Below are 17,052 nucleotides of genomic sequence, written 5' to 3'. Positions count from 1 at the left end.
TCGATGAAAGTATTGATCACCGGTTCTAACGGTTTTGTAGGTAAGAACCTCATTGCGCACCTGAGGGAGCGGGCGGATGTGGAGCTGGTGCCTTTCACTCGAGAGGACAGCATTTCACAGCTTCCCCAGTTGGTGAGCACTGTGGATTTCATATTCCATCTCGCTGGTGTGAACAGGCCTCAGAACCCGAAGGAGTTCAAAGCTGGTAACACTGATCTGACCAAGGCTTTGTGTGAAGCTGTCGCCGCGAGTGGAAAGTCGATCCCGGTGCTTTACACTTCATCCAGCCAGGCGGAGCTGGATAATGAGTATGGCATTAGCAAACGAGGCGCCGAAAATGCTTTGCTTGAACTGGCTGAGCAGTCTAATTCTCCCGTGTATTTGTTTCGTTTGCCGAACGTTTTTGGGAAGTGGGCTCGGCCCAACTACAATTCTGCAGTCGCCACATTCTGCCACAACATTGTCCACGATCTTCCGATAAAGATTAATGATCCTCTGGCGGTCATTAATCTTGTTTATATTGACGATGTTGTTGCTCGGTTTATCAGCGTTATGGACGGGCACTTGTCCGGTGAGACATTTGTTCGAGTTGAACCGCAGTACAGTATCAGTGTAGGGGCATTAGCCGACCAACTACGAGCATTTCGTGATAGTCGCTCAAGCCTTATAACGGAAGCAGTTGGGACAGGGCTCGTTCGTGCTCTTTACTCAACGTATGTAAGCTATATACCTCCAGACCTGTTCAAATACTCTGTGCCTAAGTATGGGGATCCTCGCGGTACATTTGTAGAGATGCTAAAGACAAGTGACAGCGGGCAGTTTTCCTACTTTACTGCACACCCTGGTGTGACTCGTGGCGGGCATTACCATCATTCGAAAACCGAAAAATTTTTGGTTATTAGAGGAAAGGCTTGCTTCCGTTTTCAGCATATTTTGTCCGGTGAGTACTATGAGCTTTTCACTGCCGGCGAACAGCCAGAAATTGTGGAGACAGTGACAGGGTGGACGCACGACATTACCAATGTCGGAGATGACGAAATGATTGTTATGCTTTGGGCTAATGAGATTTTTGATCGTCAGGCCCCTGATACCTATGCGCGGCCGGTTAGCTCTGAAGTGTGATCATTGAAAGCGCTGCCCGAATTCGTTGAAAAGGGTGGGCAGCGTATTTTAGCGTCATTGACGTAATGGGATGAGAGGCTCATTTTTTGGCAAGGCTTCTTGATGTGCGTATGTCGTCTAAAATGCTCTCCTTTATATTGTGCTGTTTGGTAGCTGAGTCAAGGCAGGTGAACTGAGTTGCCAATTCTGCAATATTGCTATCCAGTAGATGCAATAAAATTTCATATGCCGTTTAGCTCTAACGCTAAATCTAGGCGGCAATCGAAGCCTTTGTTGCCTGACAAGCTGGAGCAAATTCCGCTGATGGATGGCGCTAAAGACGGTTGTAGATTAGAATTTTCTATCGTTTTTTCACCTATTTATAAAATGTGATGTTTAAACATGAAAAAATTGAAAGTCGTAACTGTAGTGGGAACCCGTCCCGAAATCATTCGCCTATCACGTGTTATGGCCGCGCTGGATAGAGATTGTGAGCATATTTTGGTGCACACGGGACAAAATTACGATTATGAATTAAATGAGATTTTCTTTCAGGATCTCGGAATCCGTAAGCCCGATCACTTTCTGAACGCTGCGGGATCTACCGGAGCAGAAACTATTGGCAACGTGATCATCAGCGTCGACCGTGTGCTTGCTGAAGTAAAGCCTGAAGCTCTTCTTGTTCTGGGTGATACAAATAGCTGTATGGCGGTGATTCCTGCCAAGCGTCGCAAGATTCCGACCTTTCACATGGAAGCCGGTAACCGCTGTTTTGATATGCGTGTACCAGAGGAAATCAATCGACGTATTGTGGACCATACAGCTGATATTAATTTAACTTATAGCACAATCGCGCGTGATTATTTGCTGCGTGAGGGTTTGTCTCCGGATATGGTTATAAAGACCGGTAGCCCGATGTTCGAAGTTCTTAATTACTATCGTGATGGTATTGATGCTTCTGACGTTCTTGAGCGCCTGAAACTTGTTCCTGGCGAGTTTTTTGTAGTGAGTGCTCACCGAGAAGAAAATATCGATTCCGATACCAACTTCTTGAAGTTGGTAGACGTGTTAAACTCAACCGCTGAAACATTTGGCTTGCCAGTGATTGTGTCAACGCATCCACGGACGCAGAAGCGTGTTGATGCGATGGGGGTAAAGTTTCATAAAAACGTACGTCTGCTTAAGCCGTTGGGTTTTAAAGATTATAATAAGTTGCAGCTTGAATCTAAAGCAGTGCTTTCGGACAGTGGTACAATTAACGAAGAGTCATCAATCTTGAACTTTCCTGCTTTGAATATCAGAGAGGCGCATGAGCGCCCGGAGGGTATGGAGGAAGCCGCGGTCATGATGGTTGGACTAGAGGTTGAGAGGGTCATGCAAGGTCTGCATTTACTGCAGGTACAAGCACGAGGTGAGCAACGCACGTTGCGCCTGGTTCAAGATTACAGTATGCCTAACGTCTCGGAGAAAGTGGTAAGAATAATCCATAGCTACCGTGATTATGTGATGCGTGTAGTGTGGAAAAAATACTGATCGAAGCGAGATGTATTGATGGCAAACGTTTTTGTTGTTTCAGAGTACGTTGATGCAGGGCAAAACTCTACCGGTTTTTATTGGTCAGGAATTATAAGAAAGATAGGGGTTGAGCTTGGTAATGTTTCGGTTATTTATCCAAGTGATAATCGGGTGTCAACAAATTTTGACGAGTTTACGGTAAGAGAAGTTTCCTTTTCATCTCCGAAATTTGACAAAAACAAATTGCTTTCTAGGCTGTTTGGTCAGCTTTTTCAGATTGCCGGGTTCTGCTGGCATATTGTTCGGCAAGTGAAAAAAAATGACGTCGTATTAAGTGGTACGAACCCGGCGTTGCTTTTAATGGTTCTCCCGCTTTTAAAGTTCATTAAAGGTTTTAAGTGGGGAGTGCTCGTTCATGATGTTTTCCCTGAGAGTCTTGTCCCAGCTGGGATAGTAAAGGTATCCAACCCTGTTTATCCGGTATTCAGTCGGCTGTTTTCTGCTATTTACAATTCTGCAGATCTGTTGATTGTGATTGGTCGTGATATGAGGGAGTTGGTGTGTCAAAAAGTAGAGCGCGTTGACAAAGTCGTGTTTGTCCCTAATTGGGCGGATGAGACGGAAGTGTTTCCTCTTTCTCGGCAAGATGCTCCATTCTTAAATGAATTAGGTTGGCAGGGTAAAGTTGTATTCCAGTTTTTTGGCAATATTGGTCGAGTGCAAGGGATTGAGAATATTCTTGAATCAATTTCCTTGGTGGAGGACGAGCGAGCTGCTTTTTTATTCATCGGTGACGGGGCGTTGGTTTCGAAAGTAAACGATTTTATCAAAAGAAATCCCGATAAAAATGTTGCTTATGTGGGTTCTGTTCCCCTGAAAGACAAAAATCTGGGGCTTGCCGCATGTGATGTGGCGTTGATTACTCTTGAGGAGGGAATGCTTGGTTTGGGCGTTCCCAGTAAAGCATATTTTTCTATGGCCGCAGATAAATTGCTCCTGGCTGTTATGGATGATGACGCCGAAATTTCAAGGGTCGTTCGGGAGGCCGGAGTTGGCTGGCAATGCAAGCCCGCAGACTCTCAAGCATTGGCTGATTTGATAACGATGATTTGTAATATTGATCTTGGTCCTTTCCGCGGTCGTTCTCTTGCGGTGTTTCGTGAAAATTATTCCGAGCAGCAGGCGCTAGATAAATTTTTCAATAATGTTGCCAATCTAATCGGATCAGACAATATATGAAGATTCTTCTTACAGGTGCAAATGGATTTGTAGGACGGGAATTGGCAAAAGTACTGAGTTCTGAGTACGATCAGCTCATCTGTTGTTCTAGAAGTTTCGAGGAGTCAATCCCGGGTTTTTGCTTGGCTCCCTCTTTGAGTGCTGAAGCAGATTGGAAGCCGCTTTTACAGGGTGTTGATGTGGTTATTCATTTGGCAGGTAAGGCTCATAACCTGGGTGAACCAAGGAGTGTTGCGCAGCGTGGTTTCAGGGAGGTCAATGTAGAGGGCACTCTTCGTTTGGCTGAGCAGGCACTTGAAGCCAATGTAAAGCGATTTATTTTTATTAGCTCTATTGGTGTTAATGGATTGTATACAACTGGGGGGGCGTTTGATGAGTCATCTCCTAAAGCTCCGCATGCCGATTATGCGGAAACAAAGGCGGAGGCCGAAGAGAAGCTCGTCGCATTAACTCGAGGCTCTTTGATGGAGCTCGTGATAATAAGGCCACCTCTAGTCTATGCGGCACAAGCGCCGGGTAACTTTCAGAGAATGTTGAAGGCAGTGTCTGCTGGGTTGCCATTACCGTTCGCAACGATAAAGAATTGCCGCAGTATGATAGCCTTGGAAAATCTTGTTGACTTTATACGAGTCTGTGTGAGTCACCCAGCAGCAGCCAATAGTGTGTTCCTGGTTTCTGACGGCATAGATTTATCAATCGGTGAGATAGTCACCTTATTAGCCAACGGAATGGATAGGAAGGTACGCTTGGTTCCGATACCTCGGTTTTTGTTATTAGTCGTTGCGACGATTTTGGGTCGGCGTGCTATGTACTGGCAACTCTGTGGTTCGTTGGTGATTGACTCGTCTAAATCACGCAGTGCTCTGGGGTGGACGCCTGTCGTCTCCCCTCAACAAGCATTGTTTGAGGCAGGTCGGAAATTCAAATCGCTCTAAACTTACGGTATGCGGTGTCCCTATAATGGAAAATGTTCCTCTATCTACCGGTTATTTCTGGTTGGCTCTTTGTGTTGTGATTTGTCTTTCCCTGGTATTGACGGGGGCGTTACGTCGTTATGCCTTGAAAAATAGCCTGATCGACGTACCGAATACACGTAGCTCGCATACGGTTCCCACTCCACGCGGAGGAGGTGTCGCTATCGTCTTTTCCTTCCTGCTAATGATGCCATTGCTGGCATGGTTCGGTTTTGCCACATGGGCACAGGTATTGGGATTGATGGGCGCCGGGTCATGGATCGCGGTGATCGGGTTCCTTGATGATCACGGTCATATTGCTGCCCGTTGGCGTTTGTTGGCTCACTTCATTGGCGCTGCTTGGGCGCTTTTCTGGTTAAGCGGTTTTCCTTCAGTCAGCTTGTTTGGCACAACTTTTAATCTAGGTTGGATTGGACATGTTTTGGCTGCTTTCTATTTGGTTTGGATGCTCAATCTTTATAATTTCATGGATGGCATCGACGGTATTGCAGGTGTCGAAGCTGTAACTTCGTGTGCTGGTGCCTGCGTAATTTATTGGTTGTTGGGGCTGGACGATCTGGTTTGGGCTCCGTTGTTGCTCACCGCTGCTGTTTTGGGTTTCCTTTGCTGGAATTTTCCGCCTGCCCGAATCTTCATGGGAGATGCCGGTAGTGGGTTCCTCGGTATCATTCTAGGTATTCTTTCCCTTCAGGCCGCCTGGAGTGCTCCTCAGTTGCTTTGGGCCTGGCTGATTTTGCTGGGCGTGTTTATTGTGGATGCCACATTTACCTTATTACGGCGGTTGATACGCGGCGATAAAGTTTATGAGGCGCATCGTAGCCATGGTTATCAGTTTGCATCGCGTCAATTTGGTCGTCATTTACCTGTGACGATTGCTGTAGCGCTGATCAATATGGTTTGGTTGCTTCCGATTGCTGTGTGTGTAGGCGTGTTGGGTCTTGATGGTTTGCTCGGGCTAGTGTTAGCTTATTTCCCTCTTGTATTGCTGGCAATCAAGTTTCATGCGGGAGAGCGGGAAGAAGTACGTTAGTTTGAATTTCGCTGGATGTATCGGGGGCATCCGGCGAATCAGGTGCTTTAATATCTGAGCATTTAATTTTCAGAGTTCAGTAGTAGCAGCGTCCAGAAGTGCGAAAGAGGATTTATGGATAAAACACGAGCGTACCTGTTAAGCCTTTCACGTCGAAACAAGCGAATTTTGCAAGTCGTAATAGACTTTCTCTTGGTTTGGCTCGCGTTGTGGATGGCGTTTGCCGTTCGCTTGGGCATCGACGAAATGAGCAATCCATTTACTCAACATTTTTGGTTGTTTATTGCTGCTCCGCTTATTGCGATCCCTCTGTTCATTCGTTTTGGTATGTATCGAGCGGTGTTGCGTTACTTCGGTAATGACGCGTTGATTGCGATTATCAAGGCCGTCAGTCTTTCATCATTGATTCTCGGCGTGATAGTGTACTGGTACGGTAATCATCAGTACGTGGTACCTCGCTCGATTATTTTTAACTACTGGTGGTTGAGTCTGATCATGGTGGGCGGACTGCGCCTGGCCATGCGTCAGTATTTTCTGGGCGACTGGTTTACAGCTGCACAACACGTTCCATTCACCAGTCGTGACGACGGATTGCCTCGCGTGGCCATATATGGTGCAGGTGCCGCCGGTAACCAACTGGTTGCGGCATTGCGTATGGGGCGGTTAATGCGTCCGGTTGCCTTTATTGATGATGATAGAGGTATCGCTAGTCGTATAATTTCAGGGTTGCAAGTTTATACGCCAAAACATATCCGACAGATGATTGATGAAACCGGGGCACAAGAAATACTGCTTGCCATCCCTTCTGCTACCCGAGGCCGACGACGCGAAATACTGGGCTTTCTCGAGGGCTTTCCGCTTCACGTGCGAAGCGTCCCTGGTTTTATGGACTTGGCCAGTGGTCGGGTAAAGGTTGATGATATCCAGGAGGTGGACATCGCCGACCTGCTGGGCCGCGATGCCGTTCCGGCTCAAGATGACTTGCTTGAGCATTGCATCAAGGGTAAGTCTGTATTAGTTACTGGGGCGGGGGGGTCAATCGGGTCCGAACTGTGCCGCCAGATTCTGGCTTTGCAGCCCACCACGCTTTTACTCTTTGAGCATAGCGAGTTTAACCTTTACAGCATTTTGTCCGAGCTTGAACAGAGAATTGCCAGAGAATCAATTTTTGTTCGTCTTTTACCAATTCTTGGTTCTGTACGAAACCAGGACAAGCTACTGGATGTGATGAAAACCTGGCATGTAGACACGGTCTATCACGCCGCGGCTTATAAGCATGTGCCAATAGTTGAACACAATATCGCGGAAGGCGTGCTCAATAATGTAATTGGTACGCTTAATACTGCTCAGGCTGCATTGAGGGTTGGGGTTGCCAACTTCGTCTTGATTTCTACCGATAAAGCGGTACGTCCGACAAATGTTATGGGTAGCACAAAACGTCTTGCCGAGCTTACGCTCCAGGCGCTTAGCCAAGAACTGGCCCCTGTGCTATTTGGAGATAAAACCAACGTCTCCCACGTGAACAAGACACGTTTTACCATGGTGCGATTCGGTAATGTCCTGGGTTCTTCTGGCTCGGTTATTCCGTTATTTCACAAGCAAATCAAGTCCGGTGGGCCGTTGACCGTCACGCACCCTAAAATTACTCGTTACTTCATGACAATTCCCGAGGCTGCTCAGCTTGTGATACAGGCGGGTTCGATGGGGCAGGGGGGCGATGTTTTTGTATTGGACATGGGAGAACCTGTAAGAATCGTCGAACTTGCTGAAAGGATGATTCATCTTTCCGGTCTGAGTGTGCGTTCGGAAAAGAATATTCACGGCGACATTTCTATTGAGTTCACTGGCCTTCGACCGGGGGAGAAACTCTACGAAGAGCTGCTGATTGGCGACAACGTAGCGGGTACTCGACATCCGATGATCATGAGTGCTAACGAGGAGTATCAGCCATGGGATGTGCTCAAGTCCAAGCTGACGGAGTTACTCGTCGCTGTTGAAATGGATGACTACGTACGTGTTCGCCAGCTCCTGCGCGACACTGTCAGTGGCTATACGCCGGAAGGCGAAATCGTTGACTGGATTTACCAACAGCGCCGCCTCGAGCCATGATTGTGTCATATTCTGTAAGAGACACATTTTAACATGCTCCAGATATCAGCTACTTCGGGGGCGGTTTTGGTTTATCTGGCCCTGAATAGTTGAACGTTTTTTAAGTCCGCTGTGCTTGAGTCCTGTATTCCACAGGCCTCAGGCCACTTAGCTTCAAACTCATCGAAATTGTTGAATTTGCTCAGGCGAAAGAACTCGGATTTCATCGAGTCGAAAAAGCTTTTGATAGCCGCATTGCCTTGGCTATTTTCTTTGCTGGGCATGCTTGGCTTTGTTGTGCGCTCGTTCAGCACGCGCCGGTAAATAGGCATCCGGTACCCAGTACATAAGCGCTCCATGAAGCCTACCTATTAAAGATAGTCAGCGCGCTTAGCGAGCTGACATGAGCGAGCAGTTCCAGGGCATCAGGGCTTCGTAATTTTCAACCAGGGCCGCTTGTGGTTGGCGTTCAAGTGCGTGGCGCAGCTACGCATGGGGCTCTTGGCCGTTGGCTTTAGCCGTCTCGACCAGACTGTAGATCTGAGCGCTGGCCATTTCACCTCTAGGGACGCTCTGAAAATGACTTCCATCTCTGGTGAAATACTCGCTTCACGCGAATTGAACGGTTGAGCTCCGATGTAACAGATTTCCTCCGCCGATGCCGAGTTTGCCGGTAAACCCAAGCAGACCCGCCGCGAGCGCTTCCTGATCGGGATGGATCAGGTGGTGCCCTGGAAAGCTTTGATTACCTTGATAGAGCCGAATTATCCGAAAGGCGAAGGTGGTGGCCCGGCGTATCTGTTCATGGTTCTGTTACGGGATCATCTGATGCAAAACTGGTTCGGCAGCCTCGTTGGCAAGGCGGCGAATGTGGCCGACGTGACGCAGGTCGAAAAGTTGCTGTGCGCGAGGAAGCTTATGTGTGCGGTGATGCTGGTTATGCTGGTGTGGAGAAGCATGCTGAGCATCAGAACCGCAGCATGATTATCTGCTCGATTGCCACGCGCCCCAGCAGCTATAAAAAGCACAGAAAACAATGCGAACGACGTCGTTTGCTGAGCGATGTTTTTCACCAAATCGCGAAAGCGCACTTTTGTATAACGAAACTGACGCCGGATTACTCGAAAAGGATGTTCAACCTTAGTCCTGACTTGCGTCTTGACGTATTCGATCTTGCGTCGAATACGACCGATCAAACCGTTCGATGGCTGGCACGCGCAACCGGAGCTTCCATTTCTGGTTTTTTTATCTTGCATGGCATATCCGGTAAAATAGAGGCACCAACGGAGTTTGCAGCGATTACAATTGCATATTTAATTTTTGACTTGGCAAGGACAAAGGCTGCGCAGACGAGAATAGGATAAATCGGAACCCGGGCTGTTTAATATATAGCAATGATATCAAATACCCCTATGCGAAAAGTTACAGCAGAAAGTAATAGGTCTTTAGGTCTTCAATTCTTTCGTCCGGTATAATGAAGGCCTTAAATTCAAGGTGCCGGTCGTTGGCGCGAACTCTATGATGGACTCATAAAGAAAGAGCAGAGTTTCTGCTTACGATCTCACAAAACTGACATGCGTAAGCCAAGAACATTGTGTACGCGGTCTCAAACGGCTATTTTTTTGCTTAGAGCAAAGTAAAAAATCGCGACACCTTACCCGCGCGCAGTCGGGGCACACGCGCGATGGAGTGCAGCCTGTCCCGATCTACGCCTTATGGGCCATGCGCAATAGCGCCAATCACGACAAGGCGCAGTCATGGTGATGAGGGGAATGCAGATCTGTTGCTGAAGCCTTACAGCTCAGCTAGAGAATCAAATTGTCGCTTGGCATCGGGCGAACGAAAACAGCCGCAAGCTGGCCAGGATGCCAGGATGCCAGGATGCCAGGATGCCAGGATGCCAGGATGCCAGGATGCCAGGATGCCAGGATGCCAGGATGCCAGGCATCGGGCCGATCGCGGCCAGTGCAATGGTGCTCACTCTTGGTGATGCCAAGAGTTTCAAGAATGGCCGACAGGTGATTGCTCGGCTGGTGCCGACGCACAATTCCAGTGGCGGTAATACGATACTGACGGGGATGAGTAAGGGAGGGGCTGCGATATACGGGCGCTACTGATCCAGGGGGCACGGTCGATGATCTGCGCAGCACAGCGAAAAGGGATCTCTGACAGCTGGCTTCGCCGGCTACTTAAGCGGCGTAACACCAATGTGGCAGCCGTTGTGCTGGCTAATGAAAACGCCCGAATCATAAGGGCCTTGTTGGTCGGTGACCACGAGTTCCGCTCTGATTACACGCCCGTCGTCGCGTAATCGAAGCGGTTTGAAGACGTCAGCGTAACCCTGTAACGGACTAACTCTAATGATTGCTCAGGTGAGCATGAATTGATTGCAAAATTGGTAAGACCGTGGCCAGGAAATCGACCCGCACAGCGTGCCATGAGCACATGGATCCATTGAGAACTCGGCCAGCGGATTCGATCAAAGACAGCAGCAACGCCGCCCCGTATGAGTGCAACCTCTACCATCGAACCGTCACAGATTGAAGCTTGGCAATGCCCGGGCGTCCATGTGTTTTTTTTGAGGGGGGGCAACCGTCACCTTGATTCGTTGCCCGTTTCGCGGTGACAAGATTTACCTGGCACACCGTAGTCACATATATCAGTTTGCTTCTCGCAACTATCGCAAGCATTCACCCTTGCCGTTGGTGTAAAAAATGGCGGCTGGTTGCTGCCAATTGTGCTTTGCGTGACTTCCATGGAGTAGAGGGTTTGCTGGGGCGGATAGTCACCTACAGTTCTTGTGATTCTGGCAATAAAATTTCACGCGAGTGGATCAAAAAAATGCCAGACGATCAGTAATTGTTTTATGATTGTTTGAAGCAACGAGTGCGTCGGGAGACGTGCACTGATCAAGTACTGTCATGGGGAGCGGTTCGAGGTGTACGATGGAGTGATGGATAAGTTGCGCAAACTGTTGCTTAAACTGCCGCGACGTAAAAAAAGGTTCATTCAGGTTTTGGCCGACATCGTTCTCGTGTGGGTAGCGTTGTGGCTGGCATTTTTGGTACGCCTTGGCATTGACGATATGGTCAATCCACTTATCGTGCATTCGTGGCTCTTTCTGAGTGCTCCCGTAGTCGCGATTCCTTTGTTTGTCCGTTTCGGCATGTATCGTGCCGTGATGCGTTATTTCGGTAACGATGCGCTGATCACAATCATTAAGGCAGTCAGCTTATCGTCTCTGATTCTCGGCGTAATCGTATATTGGTACAGCAATCATCAAACTCTAGTCCCGCGCTCAATTATCTTCAACTACTGGTGGTTGAGTTTGATTATGGTCGGTGGTTTGCGTTTGGCGATGCGTCAATATTTTCTCGGTAATTGGTTCGCTACCGCGCAGCATGTGCCTTTCACTAGTAGAGACGACGGGTTGCTTAGAGTCGCGGTTTTTGGGGCCGGGGCTGCAGGGAACCAACTTGCTGCAGCATTGCGTATGGGGCGGATAATGCGTCCTGTCGCCTTCATCGACGATGATATGAGTATCGCTGGCCGTGTCATTTCGGGACTTCAGGTTTATACATCCCAGAACATTCAGAAAATGATCGATACTACCGGCGCGCAAGAAATTCTATTGGCGGTTCCTTCCGCCACTCGTGGCCGTCGCCGGGAAATTCTCGGTTTCCTTGAAGGTTTCTCGCTCCATGTGCGAAGCGTTCCAGGTTTCATGGATCTGGCCAGCGGTCGGGTAAAAGTCGACGACATTCAGGAAGTGGACATCGCTGACCTTTTGGGCCGCGATACTGTTCCGGCTCAGGAAGACTTGCTTGAGCATTGCATCAAAGGTCAGTCGGTCCTGGTCACCGGGGCGGGAGGGTCGATTGGTTCCGAATTGTGCCGTCAGATTCTGTCACTGCACCCCACCACGCTTTTACTTTTTGAGCACAGTGAGTTCAATCTTTACAGCATCTTGTCCGAACTTGAGCAGAGAATCACCCGAGAGTCGCTATCTGTTCGTCTTTTGCCGATTTTGGGCTCTGTACGCAATCAGGATAAGTTGCTGGATGTGATGAAAACCTGGCACGTGGATACGGTTTATCACGCCGCAGCCTATAAGCATGTGCCAATGGTTGAACACAACATCGCAGAAGGCGTGCTCAATAATGTGGTGGGTACTCTCAATACCGCCCAGGCAGCGCTGAAGGCCGGTGTGGCCAACTTTGTATTGATCTCGACCGACAAGGCCGTGCGTCCTACAAATGTCATGGGCAGCACCAAACGCCTTGCCGAGTTAACGTTGCAGGCGCTCAGTCGAGAACCGGCACCGGTGCTGTTTGACGATAACACCAACGTCTCCAGGGTCAACAAAACGCGCTATACGATGGTACGTTTCGGTAATGTCCTTGGATCCTCCGGCTCGGTTATTCCATTATTTCACAAGCAGATCAAGTCTGGCGGGCCGTTGACCGTTACCCACCCCAAGATCACTCGTTATTTCATGACTATTCCCGAGGCCGCTCAGCTGGTAATTCAGGCGGGTTCAATGGGGCAGGGGGGCGATGTCTTTGTGCTGGATATGGGGGAACCGGTTAAAATTGTCGAACTGGCTGAAAAGATGATTCATCTTTCCGGCTTGAGTGTTCGTTCGGAAAAAAATGTGCACGGCGACATCTCTATCGAGTTCACTGGTCTTCGCCCGGGTGAAAAGCTCTACGAAGAGTTGTTGATCGGCGACAACGTATCAGCCACTCAGCATCCGATGATCATGAGCGCCAATGAAGATCACCTGCCTTGGGATTTGCTCAAGGCTAAGCTAACGGAATTGCTTGCAGCCGTTGAACAAGACGACTACACACGTGTTCGACAACTCCTGCGCGACACGGTCAGCGGCTACACCCCAGACGGAGAAATCGTCGACTGGATCTACCAACAGCGCCACCTCGAACCCTGATTGTTTCACATCTTGCAACGGACACACTTTTGACGGTTCCATCCCATCGCCTAAGTTTGGAAGGCAGCTTCGGAAAGGCTGCTTTCTAAAACGATGTCATGGAGCTTCAATTATGCGTACTGGCTATTTCTGCTCTCTGGTTTTTGCCCTGCTCACCAGTGCTTCTGTTGCCACAATGGCTGCACCTGTGGCGAAACCCGAATCAGGCAGCGCACCTGTGGTGCTGGAGATTTCCCCTAAGACGCCGTCTGGCAAAGTCGATCTCAATGCAGCCGATGCGCCGACACTGCAGCGCGAGTTGACCGGTATCGGAGAGGCCAAGGCCAATGCGATTGTTGCTTATCGTGAGAGTAATGGGCCATTTTCATCCGTAGACGAACTGCTGGAAGTGAAGGGGATAGGTAAAGCGATTCTGGACAAGAATCGCGAGAATCTCCACGTGAACTAAACTTGTAACTCAACGCCAGGGGCCGGTCATTGACCGGCCTTTTTGCTTTTTGGCGAAAGGGTTGGTACTGCGCCTTCCATTGGCCAACAAAAAATTATATCTATCATATTTCGCTTAAATTATGCCTATAATCCATTTGTCGTTCGCTGACGCGCACGGGCACGAGCACTCAGTGCGCGCACTTCCCCTTGATATCTCCCAGGAGCACAGCCATGACTTCCACCCAATCCCAAGGTACGGCCCTCGTCACCGGTGCTTCTTCCGGTATCGGTGCAATTTACGCTGAGCGATTGGCAGCGCGTGGTTTTGATTTGTTGTTGGTTGCTCGTGACGAGCAGCGGCTTGAGGCTGCTGCGAGCAAGTTGCGCGCCGAGCACGGTGTTCAGGTGGAAGTATTCAAGGCAGACCTGACACAAAAGGATGATGTACTGAAGATCGAACAGCGTCTTCGCAGCGATTCGAATATCAGTCTGCTGCTGAACAACGCTGGTGTCGCGGCGGATGGCCTGCTGGCGAATGCCGACATGGAGCAGCTGGAAAAGTTGATTCAACTGAACGTCACCACGGTCACACGTCTGGCATCGGCGGCAGCCGCCAGTTTTGCCAAGGCAGGCCGGGGTTCTATCATCAATATAGCGTCAGTGGTTGCGTTGTTTCCCGAGCGATTCAATGCGACTTACAGCGCTAGTAAAGCGTACGTGTTAAGCCTGACGCAGTCCTTGAATGCCGAACTGGACGGCACCGGGGTCAAGGTTCAAGCCGTGTTGCCAGGCGTGACGCGCACCGAAATCTGGGAGCGCTCCGGTATCGACGCTAGCCAGATTCCGGCGGACATGGTCATGGAAGCAGGTGAAATGGTCGATGCCGCGTTATCCGGTCTGGACCAAGGTGAACTGATCACCATTCCATCGTTGCCAAACGCCTCCGAGTGGGACGACTTTGTAAAAGCCCGCCTGGTAATGGCCCCTAATCTTTCCAGAAGTACGGCCGCCGCACGTTACAAATGAGGCGCCTTCCATCGGTTTGAGGTATTTGCGACATGATTGATCGTCGAGTAGTTGTCACCGGCATGGGCCTGGTGTCTCCGCTGGGCAGCGGTGTTGAAGCTGTCTGGAAGCGTTTGCTGGCCGGGCGTTCCGGGTTGCGTAATTTAGCTGAAGAGGTGGTCGCCGATTTGCCGGCCAAGGTTGGCGGAGCGGTACTCACAGTGGCCGAAGATCCCGAGGCGGGTTTTGACCCGGATCGAGCAACGCCACCCAAAGAGCAGAAGAAGATGGACCGCTTCATCCTGTTTGCCATGGAGGCCGCGCGGCAGGCCTTGGAGCAGGCCGGTTGGCAAGCGCTGGACCCGCAAGCCCAGGAACGCACGGCAACCATTATCGGGTCTGGGGTCGGTGGGTTCGGCGCGATCGCCGATGCTGTTCGCACCACCGACAGCCGTGGACCTCGGCGACTGTCGCCCTTCACCATTCCATCGTTCCTGGTCAATCTGGCGGCGGGGCATGTGTCGATCCAGCACGGATTCAAGGGCCCGTTGGGCGCTCCGGTGACGGCGTGTGCGGCCGGGGTGCAAGCGATTGGTGATGCTGCGCGGCTGATTCGTTGCGGCGAAGCGGATATTGCCGTTTGTGGCGGCGCTGAGGCAGCGATAGATCGGGTCAGCCTGGCCGGGTTCGCGGCGGCGCGTGCCTTGTCCATTGGTTACAACGAAACGCCTGAGCGGGCGTCTCGGCCGTTCGACAGTGATCGTGACGGCTTTGTGATGGGGGAGGGCGCGGGACTTCTGGTGATTGAATCCCTGGAGCATGCCCTGGCGCGCGGGGCCCAACCTCTAGCCGAGTTGGTCGGCTATGGCACCAGTGCTGACGCCTTTCACCTGACCGCGGGGCCCGAAGATGGCAGCGGCGCGCGCCGGGCGATGTCGCTGGCATTGGCGCAGGCTGGTATTTCAGCGGCTCAGGTGCAACACCTCAATGCGCACGCTACATCGACGCCGGTTGGCGACCTCGGCGAGTTGGCTGCTATCAAGTCGTTGTTCGGTACAGACAACAAGGTGGCGGTGACGTCGACCAAATCGGCGACAGGGCATCTGCTCGGAGCGGCTGGCGGGATTGAGGCGATCTTCACGCTGTTGGCAATTCGTGATCAGATCGTGCCGGCCACCCTGAATTTCGATAGCCCGGACCCGGCGACGCAAGGCGTGGACATCGTCCACGGTCAGGCGCGGTCGATGGCTATCGAGTATGCGCTGTCCAACGGCTTCGGGTTCGGCGGAGTCAATGCCAGCGTATTGTTCAAGCGCTGGCAGGATTAGTCCTGGGGTTGTTTAAGAAACGTGCGTGTTACGTCGAGAATCCGCTGGGCCAGTTGCGGGTTCTCGACACTGCGCGATAACAGCAACGCCCCGACCAGTGCGGACATGATGACGATGCTCTGGTCCGCAGCATCCTCGCCTTCAAGGGTGTCTTCTATTTGTTGGAGCCGTGCGTTCAACACTACGTCCGAGGTTGGACTTGGCTGCCCACGCAAACCAAGTTCTGATGACATGGTTGGCAACGGGCAGCCTTCCTGAGGTGAAGTCTGGTGCCATTCGGACAAATAAGCGTCGATGAAGGCATCCAGTGGGCGATCCTGGGCGAACAGCTCGGCACACAACCCTTCGACCTGATCGCCAGCCGCTTGCAACGCCTTTTCAACCAGTTCGTCTTTGGACTTGAAGTGCGAGTAGAAGCCGCCGTGGGTCAACCCCAGCGCTTTCATCAGCGGTTGCAGGCCAGTCGCCCCAATACCGTCCCTACGGAATCGCGCTGAAGCTTCCTTGATGATGCGCTTGTGGGTCTGGGCTTTATGGTCCTGCGAGTAACGCATCTGAAATCTCCGCAACAATGCGCCATCTTAACCAATGAAAATAGGATGGTGACTGTACTTCTACTTTTAAAAAGCATGCAGATACGTCTAACGGTGCTCTAAAAGCGTCAAAGACTTGTCAAAAGTAATGACTGCTCCTATACCAAAGTTTATTGGGCAATCATAAGACCAAGTACATCAGCAAGGGAAAGTCCCTGGCCGACGTGACGCTGGTGGAGAAAAACCAGGTGTTTGCCTGCAACGCCAGATAAACAAAACCCTGTCATTCACTGAGAATGACAGGGTTTTTGGGTTAGCGGTCCTTCGCTTCCTTGGCATCCATTTCCGCATTGCGTTCAGCGACGCGTTTACGTTGCTCATCGGTCAGTTCGATCTTGTTGGCGGTGTCGCGCAACATCATCAAACCGCCAACAATCGAGCCGATTGCAACGATCAGAATCAACCAGGCATACCAGGGCATAGGGCTCTCCTTGAGGGCACGCCAATTGACGGAGTTCGCCAATCGATCGTGCATACCACTTTGATCGATGGATTTTCGCAGTGGTTCCATTCTATGCCTGATAGGCCAAACGCACCTGAGCTGTTTATAACCCGGTCAACATTGCGTCCGCCGGCGCATCCACGCGCAACTGCGCGGTCAGCAGAAAGTACACGAGACCCACTGCCATGAAGCCGAGGAAGATCAGCCCGATCAAGGTGTTGAGCCAGGCCATCGCCACCAGACCGAACAGGCCGATCCACACCAGCATGTGCAGCCCCTTGGAGCTTTCGCCGACCACGGTTTTCATCGCTTGGGGCAATGGGTCGTTGATGTTCGACAGGGTGCGCCAGTCGCCTATGA

Annotated in this window: 13 protein-coding genes and 4 pseudogenes; 12 read left to right on the top strand and 5 right to left on the bottom strand. The window is 50.7% G+C overall.

Features of this window, described 5'->3' with window-relative positions:
* Positions 1 to 3: 3 nt before the first annotated feature.
* The 6 genes from wbjC (at position 4) to ACEN8E_RS21760 (ending at position 7,968) form a co-directional block, all read left to right on the top strand.
* Entirely contained in the window at positions 4 to 1,122 is a 1,119-nt protein-coding gene (gene wbjC / locus ACEN8E_RS21785; RefSeq protein ID WP_495589816.1) for a UDP-2-acetamido-2,6-beta-L-arabino-hexul-4-ose reductase, read from the top strand.
* A gap of 381 nt (positions 1,123 to 1,503) precedes the next feature.
* A complete protein-coding gene (gene wecB / locus ACEN8E_RS21780; protein ID WP_495589815.1) occupies positions 1,504 to 2,634 on the top strand; it encodes a non-hydrolyzing UDP-N-acetylglucosamine 2-epimerase in 1,131 nt (376 codons plus the stop codon).
* 18 nt (positions 2,635 to 2,652) lie between these two features.
* Positions 2,653 to 3,855 carry a glycosyltransferase family 4 protein gene (locus tag ACEN8E_RS21775; RefSeq protein ID WP_495589814.1) on the top strand — a complete coding sequence of 401 codons (1,203 nt, stop codon included), beginning with the start codon at positions 2,653 to 2,655 and terminating at the stop codon, positions 3,853 to 3,855.
* Entirely contained in the window at positions 3,852 to 4,790 is a 939-nt protein-coding gene (locus tag ACEN8E_RS21770; RefSeq protein ID WP_495589813.1) for an NAD-dependent epimerase/dehydratase family protein, read from the top strand. The genes ACEN8E_RS21775 and ACEN8E_RS21770 overlap by 4 nt, the downstream gene beginning before the upstream one ends.
* 25 nt (positions 4,791 to 4,815) lie before the next feature.
* On the top strand, positions 4,816 to 5,859 hold the full coding sequence (locus ACEN8E_RS21765; protein WP_495589812.1) for an MraY family glycosyltransferase: 1,044 nt from the start codon (positions 4,816 to 4,818) through the stop codon (positions 5,857 to 5,859).
* 114 nt (positions 5,860 to 5,973) lie between these two features.
* On the top strand, positions 5,974 to 7,968 hold the full coding sequence (locus ACEN8E_RS21760) for a polysaccharide biosynthesis protein (RefSeq protein ID WP_495589811.1): 1,995 nt from the start codon (positions 5,974 to 5,976) through the stop codon (positions 7,966 to 7,968).
* Between the two features lie 369 nt (positions 7,969 to 8,337).
* On the opposite strand, the pseudogene ACEN8E_RS21755 reads toward ACEN8E_RS21760, so the two are convergent.
* Positions 8,338 to 8,526 (bottom strand): annotated as a pseudogene (locus ACEN8E_RS21755) (transposase domain-containing protein); the annotation flags it as partial.
* Positions 8,527 to 8,592: 66 nt separating this feature from the next.
* On the opposite strand from ACEN8E_RS21755, the pseudogene ACEN8E_RS21750 reads away from it, so the two are divergent.
* A pseudogene (locus tag ACEN8E_RS21750) lies at positions 8,593 to 9,026 on the top strand (transposase); the annotation flags it as partial.
* On the opposite strand, the pseudogene ACEN8E_RS21745 reads toward ACEN8E_RS21750, so the two are convergent.
* Positions 8,982 to 9,134 (bottom strand): annotated as a pseudogene (locus ACEN8E_RS21745) (IS5/IS1182 family transposase); the annotation flags it as partial. The pseudogenes ACEN8E_RS21750 and ACEN8E_RS21745 sit on opposite strands and share 45 nt — an antisense overlap.
* A gap of 678 nt (positions 9,135 to 9,812) precedes the next feature.
* Between ACEN8E_RS21745 and ACEN8E_RS21740 the strand changes: the two are divergent.
* The 5 genes from ACEN8E_RS21740 to fabF all read left to right on the top strand — a co-directional run bounded on the left by ACEN8E_RS21740 (position 9,813) and on the right by fabF (position 15,657).
* Complete coding sequence (locus tag ACEN8E_RS21740) at positions 9,813 to 10,064, top strand: transposase (RefSeq protein WP_495589810.1); 252 nt, start codon at positions 9,813 to 9,815, stop codon at positions 10,062 to 10,064.
* An 833-nt stretch (positions 10,065 to 10,897) separates the two neighbouring features.
* On the top strand, positions 10,898 to 12,895 hold the full coding sequence (locus tag ACEN8E_RS21735) for a polysaccharide biosynthesis protein (RefSeq protein WP_495589809.1): 1,998 nt from the start codon (positions 10,898 to 10,900) through the stop codon (positions 12,893 to 12,895).
* A gap of 112 nt (positions 12,896 to 13,007) precedes the next feature.
* Entirely contained in the window at positions 13,008 to 13,343 is a 336-nt protein-coding gene (locus ACEN8E_RS21730) for a ComEA family DNA-binding protein (RefSeq protein ID WP_495589808.1), read from the top strand.
* A 212-nt stretch (positions 13,344 to 13,555) separates the two neighbouring features.
* Positions 13,556 to 14,350 carry an SDR family NAD(P)-dependent oxidoreductase gene (locus ACEN8E_RS21725; protein WP_495589807.1) on the top strand — a complete coding sequence of 265 codons (795 nt, stop codon included), beginning with the start codon at positions 13,556 to 13,558 and terminating at the stop codon, positions 14,348 to 14,350.
* Between the two features lie 32 nt (positions 14,351 to 14,382).
* Positions 14,383 to 15,657 (top strand): beta-ketoacyl-ACP synthase II, encoded by a 1,275-nt coding sequence (gene fabF / locus ACEN8E_RS21720; protein WP_495589806.1) that lies wholly within the window; start codon positions 14,383 to 14,385, stop codon positions 15,655 to 15,657.
* Here fabF and ACEN8E_RS21715 read toward each other — a convergent pair.
* From ACEN8E_RS21715 to ACEN8E_RS21705, 3 genes and pseudogenes are all read right to left on the bottom strand, one after another.
* A complete protein-coding gene (locus ACEN8E_RS21715) occupies positions 15,654 to 16,211 on the bottom strand; it encodes a TetR/AcrR family transcriptional regulator (RefSeq protein WP_495589805.1) in 558 nt (185 codons plus the stop codon). The two genes, fabF and ACEN8E_RS21715, sit on opposite strands and share 4 nt — an antisense overlap.
* 292 nt (positions 16,212 to 16,503) lie before the next feature.
* Complete coding sequence (locus tag ACEN8E_RS21710; RefSeq protein ID WP_495589804.1) at positions 16,504 to 16,671, bottom strand: DUF2897 family protein; 168 nt, start codon at positions 16,669 to 16,671, stop codon at positions 16,504 to 16,506.
* A gap of 124 nt (positions 16,672 to 16,795) precedes the next feature.
* Positions 16,796 to 17,050: pseudogene (locus ACEN8E_RS21705) on the bottom strand (ethanolamine permease); the annotation flags it as partial.
* Positions 17,051 to 17,052 lie beyond the last annotated feature (2 nt).

The sequence above is a fragment of the Pseudomonas sp. Pseusp9 genome, assembly GCF_059491265.1.
This window is presented reverse-complemented; position numbering and strand designations above follow the sequence as displayed.

Bases quoted from the DNA above. Each gene is read 5' to 3' on its own strand.
- wbjC (WP_495589816.1), top strand. From the start codon at position 4: ATGAAAGTATTGATCACCGGTTCTAACGGTTTTGTAGGTAAGAACCTC.
- wecB (WP_495589815.1), top strand. From the start codon at position 1,504: ATGAAAAAATTGAAAGTCGTAACTGTAGTGGGAACCCGTCCCGAAATC.
- ACEN8E_RS21775 (WP_495589814.1), top strand. From the start codon at position 2,653: ATGGCAAACGTTTTTGTTGTTTCAGAGTACGTTGATGCAGGGCAAAAC.
- ACEN8E_RS21770 (WP_495589813.1), top strand. From the start codon at position 3,852: ATGAAGATTCTTCTTACAGGTGCAAATGGATTTGTAGGACGGGAATTG.
- ACEN8E_RS21765 (WP_495589812.1), top strand. From the start codon at position 4,816: ATGGAAAATGTTCCTCTATCTACCGGTTATTTCTGGTTGGCTCTTTGT.
- ACEN8E_RS21760 (WP_495589811.1), top strand. From the start codon at position 5,974: ATGGATAAAACACGAGCGTACCTGTTAAGCCTTTCACGTCGAAACAAG.
- ACEN8E_RS21740 (WP_495589810.1), top strand. From the start codon at position 9,813: ATGCCAGGATGCCAGGATGCCAGGATGCCAGGATGCCAGGATGCCAGG.
- ACEN8E_RS21730 (WP_495589808.1), top strand. From the start codon at position 13,008: ATGCGTACTGGCTATTTCTGCTCTCTGGTTTTTGCCCTGCTCACCAGT.
- ACEN8E_RS21725 (WP_495589807.1), top strand. From the start codon at position 13,556: ATGACTTCCACCCAATCCCAAGGTACGGCCCTCGTCACCGGTGCTTCT.
- fabF (WP_495589806.1), top strand. From the start codon at position 14,383: ATGATTGATCGTCGAGTAGTTGTCACCGGCATGGGCCTGGTGTCTCCG.
- ACEN8E_RS21715 (WP_495589805.1), bottom strand. From the start codon at position 16,211: ATGCGTTACTCGCAGGACCATAAAGCCCAGACCCACAAGCGCATCATC.
- ACEN8E_RS21710 (WP_495589804.1), bottom strand. From the start codon at position 16,671: ATGCCCTGGTATGCCTGGTTGATTCTGATCGTTGCAATCGGCTCGATT.